The sequence below is a fragment of the Roseateles sp. FW305-36 genome (assembly GCF_058787015.1).
Genome location: NZ_JBYSZK010000001.1, coordinates 51,443 through 66,898, shown reverse-complemented (window position 1 = coordinate 66,898; position 15,456 = coordinate 51,443). Strand labels below are relative to the sequence as shown.

Below are 15,456 nucleotides of genomic sequence, written 5' to 3'. Positions count from 1 at the left end.
CCAAATCGCTGTTGGAGACCTCATGAAGCGCCTGACCCTGATCCCCGCCCTGCTCGCCGCCAGCCTGGCCCAGGCCGCCCCGACCACCTATGTGATCGACCCGGCCCACACCTATCCGAGCTTCGAGGCCGACCACATGGGCATGTCCTTCTGGCGCGGCAAGCTGACCAAGAACGCCGGCAGCATCGTCTACGACAAGGCCACCGGCGCCGGCAGCGTGGAAGTGCAGATGGACCTGGCCAGCATCGACTTCGGCCTGGAGGCCATGAACGGCTGGGCCAAGGGCGAGCAGTTCTTCAACGTGGCCAAGAACCCCGGCGCCAGCTTCAAGGGCCGCTTCGACAGCGCGCCGGGCAAGCTGGTGGGCGAGCTGACACTGAACGGCCATACCAAGCCCGTCACGCTGACCATCAACCAGGTGAAGTGCACGGCACACCCCATGTTCAAGCGCGACTGGTGCGGCGCCGACGCCTCGGGCAGCTTCAACCGCGAGGACTTCGGTCTCGTCGCCGGCAAGGACTGGGGCTTCAAGATGGATGTGGGCCTGCGCATCCAGGTGGAGGCGGTGGCCAAGGAGTAAGGGCCCGCAGGCCCCAGAAAAAAACGCCTCCGAGGAGGCGTTTTCTTCTTACTTCACACCCATCTCATCCAGGAGGCGGGTCGTCTTGTCGACGGTGCTCATCTGCCACAGCATGTAGCGCGCATCCAGGCAGATGCTGCGGACCATCTTGGGGTTGAAGTCCCAGTCCGAGATCACCGCGTCCAGCGTGCCGTCGAACAGCAGGCCGACCAGCTCGGCGTTCTTGTTCAGCACCGGGCTGCCGGAGTTGCCACCGGTCGTGTCCAGCGTCGACAGGAAGTTGACCGGCACGGAGTCCAGGCTCTTCACGTAGTACTTGCCGAAGTTGCGCGCCTTGATGGCGGCCAGCTGCTCGGCCGGGGCGTTGAACTCGCCGCCGGCTTCGTCCGGACCGCGATGCTTGGCGACGATGCCGCGCAGCGTGGTGAAGGCCGTCCAGTTGCTGCCGTCGCTGCCGGGGTTGCGGCCCTGCACCTTGCCGAAGCTGATGCGCAGCGTGCTGTTGGCGTCGGCGTAGACGGCCTCGCCACGGCTGGCGTGGTAGTCGATCATGGCCTGCTGCACGCCGGCGTAGGCCTTCTGCAGCTTGCCGGCCAGTTCCTTGTCGCGGCTCTCACGCTTGTCGTAGTCGTCCTGCAGGGCCACGGCGAGCTTGATGAAGGCGTCGTCGCTGGCCTTGAAGGCGGCGGCGTCCTTGTCCATCCAGGCCAGGCGGGTGGCGGTGTCGGACAGCTTGCTGCCGGCGTAGAGCTTGTCCAGCTGGGCGCGGATGCTGGCCTCGTCCTGGCCGGCCTTCAGGCCCAGGGACTGCAGCCAGGCGGCGTTCAGCGTGTTGGCGGGCTGGGCCAGGTACTGGGCCAGGAAGTGGGCCACCACGCGCTTGTCGGTCTGCTCGTCGTAACGGCGATCGAGGGACTGCTGGCCGGCGCGCAGGCGCGACTGGTCACGGTCCTGGAAGCCGGTCTTGCGCTCGGCATCGGGCTTGGCGCGCTCCAGTGCCGCCTCGTACAACGTGTGGGCCGAGTTCAGCAGCACGGGCGCCGTGAAGGCCATCAGCATCTCGGCGCGGGCGGTGGCCTGGCGCTCGGCGATCAGGCTTTCGGTCGCGGTCATGTCGGCGCCATAACGCTCCTTGCGCTTGGCATCGGCGTTGACCCAGGTCTTGAGCTTGTCGAAGTCGGCCGTCTTGCGGGCCAGGATGTCGCTGCCGTCGTAGCTCTGCTGCTGACCCTGCAGGTTCTTGTAGTAGTTCTGCAGGCCCTGCATGCGGGCGGCCATCTTGATCTCGCCGTCGCGGCGGCCGGCCGTCTCGGCCTTGATGAGGTCGATGGCCTCGCCCATCACGCGCGCTTGCGTGGGCTGCTGCCAGCCGAAGGCGAAGTCCACTTCGGTGGGCAGGCGGTGGCGGTTGGTGCGGCCCGGGTAGCCGGCCACCATGACGAAGTCGTTCTCGTTCAGGGGGCTGCTGGCCATCTTCAGATGGTGCTTGGGCACATAGGGCTTGTTGTCCTTGCTGAACTCGGCCGGCTTGCCGTCCGGGCCCACATAGGCGCGGTAGAAGCTGTAGTCGCCGGTGTGGCGCGGCCAGACCCAGTTGTCGGCATCGCCGCCGAACAGGCCCACGCCGGTGGCGGGGGCATGCACCAGGCGCACGTCGCGGATCTCGAGCTGCTTGATCAGCTGGTACTGCAGGCCGCCGAAGAAGGCGTAGACATTGCAGCGATGGCCCTTGTCGGCCTCGCAGGCGGCGACCAGGCCCTTCTCGGTGGCCTCGATGGCGTCGGTGCGGGCCTTGCCGGTCAGGGCCAGGGTCTTGGCGTTCAGGATGTCGGCCGACACGTCCTTCATGTCGACCGTGACGAGGATGCGGCTGCCGGGCGCGGCGGGCAGTTCATCGGCGAGCGTGGCGGCGTAGAAGCCGTTCTTCAGCAGGTCGCGGTCGGGCTTGGAGTTGTACTGGATGCTGCCGTAGGCGCAGTGGTGGTTGGTGACCACCAGGCCCTGGGGCGACACGAAGCTGGCCGTGCAGCCGCCCAAGGACACGACGGCACCCATCGGGAAGTCGGTCAGCTCCTTGAGCTTGGCCGGGTCCATGGCCAGACCACCGGCCTTCAGCGGCTTGGCGATCTGCGGCAGTTGCTTGGGCATCCACATGCCTTCATCGGCATGGGCAGCGGTAACGGCCAGCGCGGCAGCGGCCAGCAGCGTGAGGGAGTGACGGATCATGAAGCGGTTCGGCAAAAGACGAAACCGCGAGCGTAACCCGCAAGAGGCAGATGCCCGGGGTGAGGAAAGCCAGGCTTCGGCCTGGGGAAAGCCCCGGGATTTGGGGGCAAAGCCCTCCCAAGCACGGGGAAAGCCCCGGGATTTGGGGACGGTACCGGAATGAAAACGTATTCGCGGGCCGAGCGCCGCTTCAGTGTGTCATGCCGATCCACTCGCCGGCGGACTGGTAGGCCTCGAAAAGGTCCAGCGCCAGGTCACGCAGGCCCGGGTGGTCGCTGCCGAAACCGTCGACCAGGCGCTCGGAGGCGTACTGGCGGTCGTAGAGCATGCGCGTCGGGTTGATGGCCAGGCCGGCATCGTTCATCAGCTGGCCGAAACGCAGCAGATCGCGGCTGCTGACGGGCCCGCTGGCCGATCCGGCGGACGTCAGACCCAGGGCGCGGATGTCGCCCAGATTGACGCCCTGCGCGATCTTCAGGCCGCTGAAGGCATGGCCCGGGTCGCCCGCGCCGCGGGGCTCGTCGGCGGGGATGGGGATCAGGTGCAGCGGAATGAGCATGGCGGGCCTCGGCGGACTTCTGGCGTGTGCCGTCATCGTGCCGGGGCCGCTGAAAACTGAAGGGCGGAGAAAGGCGGAAAAGCCACCCTTAACCGCCGCTGATGAAATTCAAGTCAGACGAATTGCAGGTCCAGATCGCCGTGCGCGTAGAGGATGACGCCGGTGTCGGTCTCGGTGATGCGATGGCCGGTACCGGCCGGCGCGAGCTGGTAGTCGCCGGTCTGCAGCAGCAGGTCGTCCAGGAAGAGCTCGCCCTGCACCATCAGGCATTCCTCGTCGTGACCGTGGCTGTGCACGGGCACGCTGGCGCCGGGGTCGGCACGGTAGAGCAGCGCGGCCTGGCCGCCCCCGCTCCACAGCACGCGGCGGCGGATGCCGGGCGCGAACTCGGGCCAGCCCGCGTCGGCATCGCGCACCAGGGCGCGCTCGCCGGCCGGGCCGTCGGTCTCGCGCACGAAGACATGGGCGCCGTCCGCGCTGGCCAGCCGCGGCGTGCTGCCGGCGGGCAGACGCAGGAAGTCGCGCAGGCCGAGGAATTCCTCGCCGACCTCGAGGCTGCCGCGCACGACGAGGAATTCGCTCGCGCCCGCTACCTCCAGGTCTGCGCTGGCGCCGGGCTCGAGTTCGATGACGCGAGCGGCACGCGGCTCGCCGGGGCGCAGCGCACGGCCTTGCGGCGCGCGGTAGAGCCAGCGCTGGTGCACGCCTTCGGCCAGGGCCTCGGTCGTCGTGCGGCGACGGCGCACGGTGACCATGCCGCGCTCGGCTTCAAGCGACTGCTGCAGGCGGCCGGTGAGGCGTTCGCCCAGGCGGCCAGCGGGTGCGGCCGGCGCGGCCCAGGCGCTTGCGAAGGGTTCGCTGAGCAGGGGCGACATGTCGTCGTCGGGGGATTCGGGGCGGGATTCGGGGGTATCGGGCATCGTCGTCATGGCGCCCTCCCTTCAGGCCAGCAGCGCATGCGCGCCAGTGTCGCCCAGAGCCTCACGCAGCGTGATCAGCGCGCGGCGGATCTGGGATTTGACGGTCCCCAGCGGCAGGCTGGTCTGGCTGGCGATCTCCTCGTGCGACAGGCCATTGAAGAAGGCCAGCGCCACGAGCTGGCGCGGCTGGGGCTTGAGCAGCAGCAGGGCACGGTGCAGTTCGGCATGGCCCTGGGCCACGGCCAGCAGCTCGTCGCCGGACTCGGACGTGGATGTCGACAGGGGCACGGTCTCCTCATCGAGTTCCTCGTGCTGGAAACGGGCTTCGCGGCGGATGGCGTCGATGGCGCGCGAGCGGGCCATCCCGAGCAGCCAGGTCAGCGGACGGCCACGCCCGGCATCGAAGCGCGGCGCCTGGCGCCAGACCTGGAAGAACACCTCCTCGGCCACTTCCTCGGCCAGCTGGGGTCGGCGCACCAGGCGCAGCACCAGGCCATAGACACGCGACAGCGTCGCTTCGTAGAGGGCCAGCAGGGCGCGCTCGTCATGGTCGACGATGGCCTCGATCCAGGCCGCGAGCTGGGTGTCGTCCAACGTCGGGCAGCCGGGCCTGGGCGCGGCCGCTTCGACGACGCAGGGGTCTTCCAGGTCGGCGTCCTGCGGTTCGACCTCGTCGAACAGCAGCGCCGGCGCGGGCGGCTCGTCCATAGCTTCGCTCGGGTGCGGCAGGGTCATGGCGTCTCCTCAGACCAGCAACTGGTCCACATGCGGCTCGGCACCGCGCAGAAAGATGGTGGCGCCCGTCTCGGTGCTGATGCTGGCGTGCAGACTGCCGGCGCGGGCCAGGTGGTAGCCACCCGGGCCCACCTCGATCTGGCTGCCGACCTTGAGCACCCCTTCCAGCACCAGACACTCCTCGTCCACCGGATGGCGGTGGGCTTCGAGGCGGGCTCCGGGCGCAAGCTTGAGCAGATAGCTCAGAATGCCGTCGTTCTCATGCAAGACCTTGATCTGCACGCCTTCTCCGAACGGTTGCCACCCGACCGAGCCCGCGGGCACGGTCAGGTGGCTGTCGTCGGTGTCGGCCACGCGCTCCAGCAGGCGCCGGCGGATGGCGCGGGCCTGGGCGGGGGTGGCGGAGGGCGAGGTCATGAAGGGTCTCTACGCAGCGTGAAGAATTCCGGATGCAGCGTAAACCTCGGCATCTACCCTGGGTAGTCCGGCGTATCCCCTTTGCATGTCTCAAACCGATTATTTCGACCTTGTCAGCCACTGGCGCCTGGATGCGCCCGTCCCCCGCGTCTGGCGGGCCATCACCGAAACCGAGCACTGGCCGCGCTGGTGGCCCGGCGTCGTGGGCGTGAAGCGGCTGAAGAACGGCGATGAGGTCGGCGTGGGCCGGGTACAGCAGATCCACTTCCGCACCGGCCTGGGCTACCGCCTGCAGTTGGAGCTGGAGGTGACCGAGGTGCTGCGTGAGGAGCGCCTGCGCGCCAGGGCCGCCGGCACGCTGGCGGGCGAAGGCATCTGGCTGCTGCACCAGGCCCTGCCGGAGGCGGGGGGGCATACCGATGTGACCTTTGTCTGGCGTGTCACCCTGCCGCCAGGCATCCTGCGCTGGACGGCGCCGCTGCTGGCGCCCTTGTTCCGTTGGAATCACAAACGGGTGATGCGCGCCGGCCGCCTGGGTCTGCAGAGCTATCTGGGATTGGCAGCCGGCTGAGACGGCGGCAGCATGATCGGGCTCATCAGCCAGGACCCGACGTGGACCCGAACACCGTGACACCCGCCGTCGACACTGTCGTGGACAGCTTTCTGCGCGCCTTCAACACGCTGGACTTCGATGGCTTCAAGGCTTGCCTGGCCGAGCGGGTCAGCTTGTTCGCGCCGGTCGTGGCTCAGCCAAGCCTCATCGAGGGCAAGTCAGCTGTCGAGGCCCATTTCCGCCTCGTCTTCGAGCATGAGGCGCCGGCCGGGCCCGATATCCGGCCGCGCAACGTCCACCGCCTGCAGCTGGCCGAGGACGCCGCCCTGGTCACGTTCGAGTTCCCGCGCGGCGATGGTTCCGTGGGAAGGCGCAGCCTGGTGCTGCAGCGCCTCGAAAGCGCCTGGAAGATCGTGCACATCCACGCCTCCAACGGCGATCCGCCGCGCGCAGCGACGGCCTGAGATCAGGCCTTGGGCAAGGTGACGCCGACCTGCCCCTGGTATTTGCCGCCGCGGTCCTTGTAGCTGGTCTCGCAGACCTCGTCGCTCTCGAAGAACAGTACCTGGGCGCAGCCTTCACCGGCGTAGATCTTGGCCGGCAGCGGCGTGGTGTTGCTGAACTCCAGCGTCACATAGCCTTCCCACTCGGGTTCGAAGGGCGTCACGTTGACGATGATGCCGCAGCGGGCATAGGTGCTCTTGCCCAGGCAGACTGTCAGCACATTGCGCGGGATGCGGAAGTACTCCATCGTGCGCGCCAGCGCGAAGCTGTTGGGCGGGATGATGCAGACATCCTTGTTGATGTCGACGAAGCTGTTCTCGTCGAAGTTCTTGGGGTCCACCACCGTGCTGTGGATGTTGGTGAAGACCTTGAACTCGGGCGCGCAGCGGATGTCGTAGCCATAGCTGCTGGTGCCGTAGCTGACGATCTTGCGGCCGTTCTGCTCGCGGATCTGGCCGGGCTCGAAGGGCTCGATCATGCCGTGCTGCTCGGCCATGCGGCGGATCCATTTGTCGCTCTTGATACTCATATTGATCCTCTTAGAAATTCGTGGTGCCTTCCCCAACGGCTGCCATGGAGCCGGCTTTGCCGGGCCATCGGCAGCGCCCCCTTGAGGGGGCCGGCGAAGCCGGTAGGGGGTGGGCTGTCATCGGGGAAGAACCCCGTCGAGATAGATGCCGCCGTCCAGGTCCAGGATGAAGCCCTTGACCGCCGCGCGCTCGGGCACGGCGATGCGGCCGTTGGCGATGACGGTCCAGGGCAGCTCCTGCATGGCGATGCGCTGGGCCTTGGCGTAGAGGGCCTTGCGGTCTTCCTGCTTGAGGGCCCGGCGGGCCTCGACCAGCAGTTTGTCGTAGGCCGGGTTGCACCAGAAGCTGCCGCTGGCCGAGCCACAGGCGAGCTGGCCGAAGGTGTTGGCGGGTTCCGGGTCGCCGTTCCAGCCACTCAGGGCGGCGTCATGCTCGCCGGCGTCGATGCGGCGCAGGTACTCGCCCCACTCGTAGGTGACGATGCGCGCCGTCACGCCCACCTTGGCCCAGTCCGACTGGATCATCTGCGCCATGCGCTGGCCGTTGGGGTTGTAGGCGCGCACGACGGGCATGGCCCAGAGCGTGATGTTCAGCGGCAGCACGCCGGCCTTTTCCAGCAGGGCCCTGGCCTTGGCAGGGTCGTGCGGTGCTGCCTTCAGCGTCGCGTCGAAGGCCCAGTTGGCGGCCGGGATGTTGCTGGTGGCCAGGGTGCCGGCATCGCCGTAGACGGTGCGGACTATGGATCCCTTGTCGATGGCCATGTCCAGGGCCTGGCGCACCTCGACCTTGGCGAGGGCCGGACGCTTGGTGTTGTAGGCCAGCAGTCCGATGTTCATGCCGGGCGCGGTCGCGAGCTTGATGGCCGGATCCTTCTTGAGCTCGTCGAGCTCCGCCGGACCGACGGGTGCGGCGATGTCGCACTCGTCGCGCTTGAGGCGCTGGGCACGCACGCTGGCGTCGGTCGTGATGGCGAAGACCAGCTGGTCGGCACGCGGCCGCTCGTCCTTGCGCCACCAGCTCGGGTGCTTCACGTAGCGGATGACGCTATCGGCACGGAAGCTCTTGAACTGGAAGGGGCCGGTGCCGACGGGCATCTGCGCGATGCGCTGCGGCGTGCCGGCCTTGAGCAGCTGGTTGCCGAGCTCCGCAGACTGGATCATCGTGAACGCAAAGCTCAGTGCCGACAGGAAGGAGGCGTCGCGCTCGGCCAGCGTGATGCGCACCTGGTGCTCGCCCAGCTTCTCGACCTTGGTGATGAGCTTTTCCCAGCCGAAGGAGACGACATAGGGCGACACGTTCGGAAAGGCCTTGGCGAACACGCTGTCACGGCTGAGCAGGCGGCCGAAGGTGAAGAGCACGTCGTCGGCATTGAACTCGCGCGTCGGCTTGAAGCCCTCGACCGTGTGCCAACTCACGCCGCGGCGCAGCTCGAAGGTGTAGGCCAGTCCGTCGGAGCTCAGCGTCCAGCTGGTGGCCAGGCCGGGAATGAGCTGGTCGGTGCCGTGCTTGACCTCAATGAGGGTGCTGAAGATGGGCAGGTGGGCGACATGGTCGATGCCGCTGTCGGTCATCGCCGGGTCGAAGGTCTTGGGGCTGCCCGCGGCGCAGAAGCGCAGCGTGGTGTCGGCCTGCGCGATCAGCGGCAGGGCCAGCAGCAGCGCAGCCAGCCGCCTCACTTGACCACCTCGGCCGACGGCACAAAGGGCAGGATGCCCATGGTCTGGTACAGCGCCGAAGGCGACAGCGCCTGCCCACCCTTGATGACGAGCGCGATGCGGCGGATGGCGCGGATGTCGGCCACCGGGTCGCCGTCCACCAGCACCAGGTCGGCCCGCTTGCCGCGTTCGATGCTGCCGATCTCGCTCAGGCGGTCGCTGTACTTGGCACCGTTCCAGGTCGCGATCTTCAGCGCCTGGGCGGCCGGGATGCCGGCCTGCACATAGAGCTCCAGCTCGCGCTGGAAGGCGAAGCCCGGCGTCGCGTCGGTACCCGCCACCAGCGGAATGCCGGCGGTGTGCATGCGGCGCAGCAGGTCCATCATGACCTTCCAGCTGGCGCCCCAGCGCTTGGCCTTGACATCGTCCATGTCGACCTCGGCCGACAGATAGCCGCGCTGCACGACGGCCGGCAGATTGGCCGCCACCATCACATAGCTGGGGCTGGGCTGGCCCTGGCGCTGGGTGTAGGTGGCCTCGAAGGCCGTCATCGTCGCGTCGACGACGGTGCCCTTCTTCTTCAGCAGGGCGATGAAGTCCTGGGTGCGGCGGTCGTTGAGCTTGAGGTCGGCGGCCTTGTCGCCCACCAGGTTGAAGCGCAGCAGGGTGCGGGTGTCATCGCCCTTGCCGACCAGGAAATTCAGCGTCACCTGGTTGATGTGGTGCAGTTCGTCGTAGCCCGCCTCGACGGCCTGGCGCGCCGTCATGAAGGCCGGCACATGGCCACCGGTGCGCAGGCTTAAGCTCCGTGCATGGGCCACCATGGGCTTGACCCATTCGGGGCGGATGGAGTTGTAGAGCTTGAGCTGGCGGTAGCCATGGGCCGCGTACCAGTCGATGGCGGCCAGCGCCTCGGGCAGGCTGTCGGGCACGAAGTCGGCCTGCGACGAGAACGGGCTCTTGCCCTCGATGAAGCCATTGGCCGCGACACGCGGGCCCAGGATTTCGCCGCGCTCGATGCGGCCGCGCAACTCGGCCAGGTCGGCATTGCTGTTGCCCACGTCGCGCACCGACGTCACGCCCGAGGCCAGGTTGAGCAGCAGCGCGCTGGCGTCCAGGTGCGCATGCATGTCGATGAAGCCGGGCAGCAGGGTGCGGCCCTTGCCGCTGATGCGCTGCTCCGGCGCGGCGTCGGCCAAGCTGCCGGGCTTGGCGATGAAGGCGATGCGGCCCTCGAACAAATAGACGTCGGCCGGCCCGCGCAGCACGGCGGCCTGCGAGTCGAACCAGCGCACGCCTTCGATGACGGTGAGGCCGGGCAGAGGCTTGGGCAGTTCGGCGGCGAGCTTCTGCAGCCGCGCGACCTGGGCGGCCTTCTGCGCGTCGGCCAGCCGTTCCATCTCGGCCTCGAAGCCTTGCAGCAGCGTGCCGCCCCAGCCCGGCGAGACCTGGGCGAACAAGCCGTGGTTGTCCTCGCGCAACCAGAGGTAGCTGGGGTCGAGGTCGAAGCCCTCGATGGCGTAGAGGCCCACCTCGAAGCTGGCACCGGCCGGCTTCAAGGTCTGCACACGCTCGATCGAGATCTGGCCCACCGGCAGGGCGCCGGCGCGATGGCCGGGTCGCTGCAGCAGGGTCTTGGCCAGCCGGCCGGCCCAGGCCGGCGTCCCCTGCACGGGCAAGTAGACGAGATCGCGCCCCAGGCCGGGCTTGTCGCCCTGGTCCACGGGTGAGCGCCAGCTGGCCCGGCCGTCCTTGAACTCGAAGTACTCGGCTATGCGCGCGCCGTAGGTGGACACGCCCTCGGTGCGGTAGCTCAGCCAGGCGCCGTCGGGCGCGAACTCCAGCACTTCCTTCTGGTCCGGGCCACGGCCGTTGTTGCGGTAGCTGTGGTCGGTCTCCATGCGGGTGGCCGTCTCATTGACCTTGAGGTGGCCACAGCTGACCTTGGCGCACATCACCGTGTAGGTCTGGGCCTGGGCGGCGCCCGCCAGCAGCAGCGCGATCAACGGGGGGAGCAACTTCATGGACACGATCCCTTCAGGTACCGGAGTGGCGCGGACTTTACTGACGTGACCGGGCTATGGAGGCGACACCCTTGTTGGCCAGCATGTCGGCCCGCTCGTTGCCGGGGTCGCCGGCATGGCCCTTGACCCAGCGCCAGTCCACCGTGTGCAGCTTGCGCAGCGCGTCCAGGCGCTGCCACAGGTCGGCGTTCTTGACCGGCTTGCCGTCGGCCGTCTTCCAGCCGCGGCGCTGCCAGTTGGTGATCCATTCGGTGATGCCCTTGCGGACGTATTCGCTGTCGAGATAGACGATGACGTCGCAGCTGCGCTTGAGGGAGGCCAGGGCCTCGATGGGCGCTGTCAGCTCCATGCGGTTGTTGGTGGTGCCGGCCTCGCCGCCGAAGAGTTCCTTGTCGTGGCCGCCGCTGGACAGCCAGGCGCCCCAGCCGCCGGGACCGGGGTTGCCCTTGCAGGCGCCGTCGGTGTAGATGGTGACCTGGGGCTTCTTGATGGCCAAAGGCGTTTTGTCTGTCATTGCGAAAACCTGTTGTTGTTCTGGTGGCCTGATGGCCCCTCAGTAGGTAGCGACTCAGCGGCAGCCGTGGAACCGGCTTTGCCGGGCCACCAGCTGCGCCCCCTTGAGGGGGCCGGCGAAGCCGGTACGGGGTGGTCTATTTTCTTTTGTGATGGTTGTTCAGCGCGACGGCCGGCGCGGTCTTGGCCGCCATGCGCTTGTTCTTGGCCAGGCCGATCATGCGCATGCCCTGCACGCGCTTGACCGCCTGGATGAAATAGACGGCGCCCAGCACCGGCCACCAGCGCGAGCCGACGCCGTCGACCCAGCGCCAGCGCTGCAGCCAGGCTTCCGAGCGCAGCGGCGGCCGGTAGACGCCGAAGCGCGCCGCCTCGACATCGAAGCTCAAGAGCTTGAGCCAGTCGCGCATGCGCCAGTAGCCGATGAAGTCACCATCGCGCGGCAGATAAGGCTCGCCGCGACGCTTCAGGCGCCCCAGCTTCTGGCGCAAACCCCAGAGGCTGGCCGGGTTCAGGCCGAAGACGATGAGCCGGCCTTCGGGGCGCAGCACACGCTCCACCTCGCGCAGCAACGCGTGGGCGTCGCAGGCCAGTTCCAGGGCGTGCGGCAGCAGCACGAGGTCCAGGCTGGCGCTCTCGAAAGGCAGGGCGTCGAAGTCGCAGAGCAGATCGCGGCCGACCAGCCAGCGGTGCGGCATGCGGTTGGTCAACAGACCGTCGAGTTCGGGCAAACCGAGCTGCAAGGCATGAAAGCCGAACAAGTCGATCACGGCCGCATCGACCTGGGCCTGTTCCCAGGCCAGCAGATGGCGGCCGGGCGGGGTCTGCAACCAGGCTGCCAAATCTATACTCGGCGCTTTATCTGTCATGTGTTGGCGCCATTGACGCATAACTGGACGCTCAGGCCGATTCCCGCCTTTGACGACAACTACCTCTGGCTGCTGGACAACGGCCGCGAGGCTGTCGTCGTCGATCCCGGTGATGCCGCGCCGGTGGCCGCGGCGCTCGATGCCCGGGGCCTGACGCTGGCGGGCATTCTATTGACCCACCACCACGGCGATCACGTCGGCGGTGTCGACGCGCTGCGGCCACGCTTGGCGGGCCCCATCTACGGTCCCGTTCACGAGAAGCTGCCCGAGCCCGTGCAGCGCCTGCGCGGCGGCGACACGGTCGAGTTGCTGGGCCTCAAGTTCGCCGTCATGGACGTGCCCGGCCACACGGCGGGCCACATCGCCTACTTCGCTGCCGAGGTCCCTGGCGACGATCCGCTGCTGTTCTGCGGCGACACCCTGTTCAGCGGCGGCTGCGGCCGCCTCTTCGAGGGCACGCCGGCGCAGATGCATGCCTCGCTGCAGTCGCTGGCCGCGCTGCCGCCCCAGACGCGCGTCTGCTGCGCCCATGAATACACCCTGTCCAACCTGCGTTTCGCGCGCGAGGTGGACCCCGGCAACGCGGCCCTCGCCACCTATGCCGCCTGGTGCGAAACGGAGCGCGCCGCCGGCCGCCCGACGCTGCCGGGCCGCATCGGCAACGAGATTCGCATCAACCCTTTCCTGCGCTGTACCGAAGCCGCTCTGCGTGAGGCCGCCCGCCGCCACGCGCCCCTGAAACTCCCGGCCGCGCCCAGCCCGGTCGATGTGTTCGCGACCCTGCGCGAATGGAAGAACGGATTCCGATGACACTGATTCACCGACTCTCGCCTCTGCTGCTCGCGGTCCTGCTGGCAGCTTGCGCCACCACCCCCCCACCCGCGGAAGCGCCTGCGCCCGACACCCCCCTCTCCCCTCCCGCAGCCGCCGCTGTCGCCAGCGTCACGGCCGAAACCGCCGCGCCGGCAGCACCCGTGCGCGCCATGGCCGCCGAGCTGCTGGAAGACAACCTGCGCCCCGGCGAGAAGATCGACCTCGACGGTCCCGACGTGAACGCCGACCTGTGGGCCCGCGTGCGCAAGGGCTTCCAGCTGCAGGACCTGGACGACGACTGGGTGCGCAAGGCCGAGGCCTGGTACAGCGCCCGCCCCGACTACGTCGAGCGCATGACGACGCGCGGCAGCCGCTACCTCTTCCACATCATGGAGGAAGTCGAGAAGCGCAACATGCCGGCCGAGCTGGCCCTGCTGCCCTTCGTCGAAAGCGCCTTCGTGACGCATGCCGTGTCGTCGGCCAAGGCCACCGGCATGTGGCAGTTCATGCCCGCCACCGGCCGCGACTTCGACCTGAAGCAGAACATCTTCCGCGACGATCGGCGCGACGTGCTCGCGTCCACCCGCGCCGCCCTCGACTATCTTGGCCGCCTCTACAAGATGTTCGGCGACTGGCATCTGGCCCTGGCCGCCTACAACTGGGGCCCGGGCAATGTGCAGAAGGCCGTCGCGCGCAACCAGAAGCTCGGCCTGCCGACCGACTACGCCAGCCTCAAGATCCCCGACGAGACGCGCTACTACGTGCCCAAGCTGCAGGCCGTGAAGAACATCGTCTTCGCACCCGACCGCTATGCGCTGGCCCTGCCCGTGGTGGCCAACCACCCCTACTTCCTCAGCGTCAAGATCGAACGCGACATCGACGTGGCCCTGGCCGCCCAGTTCGCCGGCATCTCGCTGGAAACCTTCCAGCAGTTCAACCCGCAGATGAACAAGCCGGTCATCCTGGCCGCGGCCACCTCCCAGGTGCTGCTGCCGTTCGACCAGGCCAGCGCCTTCGCCGAGAACCTGGCCCGCCACAACGGCCCCATGGCCAGCTGGACGGCCTGGGTCGTGCCCAAGACCATGAGCCCGGGCGAGGCCGCCAGGCGCAATGGCATGAGCGAAGCCCTGCTGCGCGACATCAACAAGATCCCGCCCAAGATGCTCGTGAAGGGCGGCTCCACGCTGCTGGTGCCGCGCGGCGAAAACATCCTGGCCGACGTCTCCGAGCGCCTGGCCGACAACGCCAGCCTCAACCTCGCCCCCGACGCGCCGTCGCTGCGCCGCGTCAGCCTGAAGGCGGGCAAGGCAGACACCGTGGCCAGCATCGCCGCGCGCTACAAGGTCAAGACCGAGCAGGTCGCGCAGTGGAACAAGCTGGCCGCCAACGGCCGCTTCAAGCCGGGCCAGGCCATCGTCGTCTACACCGCCAACACGCCCGCCAAGGCACCCGTGGCCAAGAACACGACGGCACCGGCCAAGCCCGTGAAGGTTGCCGCAGCCAAGCCGCAGCCCAAGGCCAAGGTGGCCGGCAAGGGCCGCACCGTGGTGGCAGCGGCGGCGCCCTGAGCTAGCGAACCAGGAACAGCGCCACGCAGGCCGCCAGGCCTGCGATCCACAGCGTGGAGCGCAGCGACGCCTTGTCGGCCACATAGGCCGCGATGAAGCCCAGGCGCAGGGCCAGGAAGCCCAGGGCCAGCAGGTCCACGGTCGATTGAGCCGCCTGGTGCTGAGACGCGACAAAGAGCCCGGCGATGAAGATCGGCAGAGCCTCCCAGCTGTTGGCCTGGGCCGCATTGGCGCGCGCCTGCCAGCCGTCCAGCTTCGCCAGCCACTCACGCGGCTGGTTGTTGTCGAAGCCGCCCTCGCGCCGGCGCTTGCCGAAGCCCTTGGACTTGGCCATCAGGGCGCAGCCCATGGGCAGCAGGCAAACCACAAGCAGGCAGAACTGGGCAATCGTCATCGGATCTCCTCCTCAGCGCCGATCGCTGAGCGCATGGGCAATGGTGCCCAGGTCCACATATTCGAGTTCGCTGCCCACCGGCACGCCGCGCGCGAGCCGCGTCGACTTGATGCCGCGCGCGCGCAGCGCCTCGGCCAGCACATGGGCGGTAGCCTCGCCCTCGGCAGTGAAGCTGGTGGCGAGGATGACCTCATCGACGCCCTCCTCGCTCGCCCGCGCCAGCAGTTCGGGCGCGCCGATCTGGCGCGTGCCGACGCCGTCGAGCGGGCTCAGACGGCCCAGCAGCACGAAGTAGTAGCCGCGGTAGGAGGCGGTGCGCTCCAGCGCCGCCTGGTCGGCCGGCGTCTCGACCACACAGAGCAGGCGCGCGTCGCGCTCGGCATCGGCGCAGACGCTGCAGATCGGCGTCTCGCTGAAGGTGTGGCAGCGCTCGCAATGCTTGATGCGCTCGCCGGCCGACGTGAGCGCCTCGGCCAGGCGCGGCATGGCCAACCTGTCGTGTTGCAGCAGGTGGTAGGCCATGCGCTGGGCCGATTTCTGGCCAACGCCGGGCAGGCGCTTGAGCGCCTCGATGAGGGTCTCGAGCGCCGTCAAGG

The 15,456-nt window shown here is 68.3% G+C and carries 17 protein-coding genes; 5 read left to right on the top strand and 12 right to left on the bottom strand.

Features of this window, described 5'->3' with window-relative positions:
- The first annotated feature begins 22 nt into the window (after nucleotides 1-22).
- Nucleotides 23-580 carry a YceI family protein gene (locus tag AC3WOE_RS00290; RefSeq protein WP_492687498.1) on the top strand — a complete coding sequence of 186 codons (558 nt, stop codon included), beginning with the start codon at nucleotides 23-25 and terminating at the stop codon, nucleotides 578-580.
- A gap of 48 nt (nucleotides 581-628) precedes the next feature.
- Here AC3WOE_RS00290 and AC3WOE_RS00285 read toward each other — a convergent pair whose 3' ends face one another.
- From AC3WOE_RS00285 to AC3WOE_RS00265, 5 genes are all read right to left on the bottom strand, one after another.
- Nucleotides 629-2,806 (bottom strand): S46 family peptidase, encoded by a 2,178-nt coding sequence (locus AC3WOE_RS00285; RefSeq protein ID WP_492687497.1) that lies wholly within the window; start codon nucleotides 2,804-2,806, stop codon nucleotides 629-631.
- 190 nt (nucleotides 2,807-2,996) lie between these two features.
- Nucleotides 2,997-3,365, bottom strand: coding sequence for a hypothetical protein (locus AC3WOE_RS00280; protein ID WP_492687496.1), 369 nt, complete (start codon nucleotides 3,363-3,365; stop codon nucleotides 2,997-2,999).
- 113 nt (nucleotides 3,366-3,478) lie between these two features.
- A complete protein-coding gene (locus tag AC3WOE_RS00275) occupies nucleotides 3,479-4,294 on the bottom strand; it encodes a cupin domain-containing protein (RefSeq protein ID WP_492687495.1) in 816 nt (271 codons plus the stop codon).
- A 12-nt stretch (nucleotides 4,295-4,306) separates the two neighbouring features.
- Entirely contained in the window at nucleotides 4,307-5,020 is a 714-nt protein-coding gene (locus AC3WOE_RS00270; protein ID WP_492687494.1) for a sigma-70 family RNA polymerase sigma factor, read from the bottom strand.
- Nucleotides 5,021-5,029: 9 nt separating this feature from the next.
- Nucleotides 5,030-5,437, bottom strand: coding sequence for a cupin domain-containing protein (locus tag AC3WOE_RS00265; protein WP_492687493.1), 408 nt, complete (start codon nucleotides 5,435-5,437; stop codon nucleotides 5,030-5,032).
- Between the two features lie 85 nt (nucleotides 5,438-5,522).
- Here AC3WOE_RS00265 and AC3WOE_RS00260 point away from each other — a divergent pair, with 85 nt between their 5' ends.
- Both AC3WOE_RS00260 and AC3WOE_RS00255 read left to right on the top strand, forming a co-directional pair.
- Complete coding sequence (locus AC3WOE_RS00260; protein WP_492687492.1) at nucleotides 5,523-6,008, top strand: SRPBCC family protein; 486 nt, start codon at nucleotides 5,523-5,525, stop codon at nucleotides 6,006-6,008.
- A 41-nt stretch (nucleotides 6,009-6,049) separates the two neighbouring features.
- The gene (locus AC3WOE_RS00255) at nucleotides 6,050-6,454 is read left to right on the top strand and encodes a YybH family protein (protein WP_492687491.1); all 405 of its coding nucleotides are present in this window, start codon (nucleotides 6,050-6,052) and stop codon (nucleotides 6,452-6,454) included.
- Nucleotides 6,455-6,456: 2 nt separating this feature from the next.
- On the opposite strand, the gene dcd is transcribed toward AC3WOE_RS00255, so the two are convergent.
- From dcd to AC3WOE_RS00230, 5 genes are all read right to left on the bottom strand, one after another.
- Complete coding sequence (dcd, locus tag AC3WOE_RS00250) at nucleotides 6,457-7,023, bottom strand: dCTP deaminase (RefSeq protein WP_492687490.1); 567 nt, start codon at nucleotides 7,021-7,023, stop codon at nucleotides 6,457-6,459.
- 117 nt (nucleotides 7,024-7,140) lie between these two features.
- On the bottom strand, nucleotides 7,141-8,700 hold the full coding sequence (locus tag AC3WOE_RS00245; RefSeq protein ID WP_492687489.1) for an ABC transporter substrate-binding protein: 1,560 nt from the start codon (nucleotides 8,698-8,700) through the stop codon (nucleotides 7,141-7,143).
- On the bottom strand, nucleotides 8,697-10,703 hold the full coding sequence (locus tag AC3WOE_RS00240; protein WP_492687488.1) for an amidohydrolase family protein: 2,007 nt from the start codon (nucleotides 10,701-10,703) through the stop codon (nucleotides 8,697-8,699). The genes AC3WOE_RS00245 and AC3WOE_RS00240 overlap by 4 nt, the downstream gene beginning before the upstream one ends.
- A 37-nt stretch (nucleotides 10,704-10,740) precedes the next feature.
- On the bottom strand, nucleotides 10,741-11,217 hold the full coding sequence (gene rnhA, locus AC3WOE_RS00235) for a ribonuclease HI (protein ID WP_492687487.1): 477 nt from the start codon (nucleotides 11,215-11,217) through the stop codon (nucleotides 10,741-10,743).
- A 136-nt stretch (nucleotides 11,218-11,353) separates the two neighbouring features.
- Entirely contained in the window at nucleotides 11,354-12,058 is a 705-nt protein-coding gene (locus AC3WOE_RS00230) for a class I SAM-dependent methyltransferase (protein WP_492688464.1), read from the bottom strand.
- A 39-nt stretch (nucleotides 12,059-12,097) separates the two neighbouring features.
- On the opposite strand from AC3WOE_RS00230, the gene gloB reads away from it, so the two are divergent.
- A complete protein-coding gene (gloB, locus tag AC3WOE_RS00225) occupies nucleotides 12,098-12,895 on the top strand; it encodes a hydroxyacylglutathione hydrolase (RefSeq protein WP_492687486.1) in 798 nt (265 codons plus the stop codon).
- The gene (locus AC3WOE_RS00220; protein WP_492687485.1) at nucleotides 12,892-14,466 is read left to right on the top strand and encodes a transglycosylase SLT domain-containing protein; all 1,575 of its coding nucleotides are present in this window, start codon (nucleotides 12,892-12,894) and stop codon (nucleotides 14,464-14,466) included. The genes gloB and AC3WOE_RS00220 overlap by 4 nt, the downstream gene beginning before the upstream one ends.
- Before the next feature lies 1 nt (nucleotide 14,467).
- On the opposite strand, the gene AC3WOE_RS00215 is transcribed toward AC3WOE_RS00220, so the two are convergent.
- Together AC3WOE_RS00215 and recR are read right to left on the bottom strand one after the other, a co-directional pair.
- Nucleotides 14,468-14,860 (bottom strand): MAPEG family protein, encoded by a 393-nt coding sequence (locus AC3WOE_RS00215; protein ID WP_492687484.1) that lies wholly within the window; start codon nucleotides 14,858-14,860, stop codon nucleotides 14,468-14,470.
- A gap of 12 nt (nucleotides 14,861-14,872) precedes the next feature.
- On the bottom strand, nucleotides 14,873-15,454 hold the full coding sequence (recR, locus tag AC3WOE_RS00210; protein ID WP_492687483.1) for a recombination mediator RecR: 582 nt from the start codon (nucleotides 15,452-15,454) through the stop codon (nucleotides 14,873-14,875).
- Nucleotides 15,455-15,456: the final 2 nt, after the last annotated feature.

Bases quoted from the DNA above. Each gene is read 5' to 3' on its own strand.
- AC3WOE_RS00240 (WP_492687488.1), bottom strand. From the start codon at position 10,703: ATGAAGTTGCTCCCCCCGTTGATCGCGCTGCTGCTGGCGGGCGCCGCC.
- AC3WOE_RS00215 (WP_492687484.1), bottom strand. From the start codon at position 14,860: ATGACGATTGCCCAGTTCTGCCTGCTTGTGGTTTGCCTGCTGCCCATG.
- AC3WOE_RS00220 (WP_492687485.1), top strand. From the start codon at position 12,892: ATGACACTGATTCACCGACTCTCGCCTCTGCTGCTCGCGGTCCTGCTG.
- AC3WOE_RS00290 (WP_492687498.1), top strand. From the start codon at position 23: ATGAAGCGCCTGACCCTGATCCCCGCCCTGCTCGCCGCCAGCCTGGCC.
- AC3WOE_RS00260 (WP_492687492.1), top strand. From the start codon at position 5,523: ATGTCTCAAACCGATTATTTCGACCTTGTCAGCCACTGGCGCCTGGAT.
- AC3WOE_RS00280 (WP_492687496.1), bottom strand. From the start codon at position 3,365: ATGCTCATTCCGCTGCACCTGATCCCCATCCCCGCCGACGAGCCCCGC.
- dcd (WP_492687490.1), bottom strand. From the start codon at position 7,023: ATGAGTATCAAGAGCGACAAATGGATCCGCCGCATGGCCGAGCAGCAC.
- AC3WOE_RS00265 (WP_492687493.1), bottom strand. From the start codon at position 5,437: ATGACCTCGCCCTCCGCCACCCCCGCCCAGGCCCGCGCCATCCGCCGG.
- AC3WOE_RS00270 (WP_492687494.1), bottom strand. From the start codon at position 5,020: ATGACCCTGCCGCACCCGAGCGAAGCTATGGACGAGCCGCCCGCGCCG.
- AC3WOE_RS00275 (WP_492687495.1), bottom strand. From the start codon at position 4,294: ATGACGACGATGCCCGATACCCCCGAATCCCGCCCCGAATCCCCCGAC.
- rnhA (WP_492687487.1), bottom strand. From the start codon at position 11,217: ATGACAGACAAAACGCCTTTGGCCATCAAGAAGCCCCAGGTCACCATC.
- AC3WOE_RS00285 (WP_492687497.1), bottom strand. From the start codon at position 2,806: ATGATCCGTCACTCCCTCACGCTGCTGGCCGCTGCCGCGCTGGCCGTT.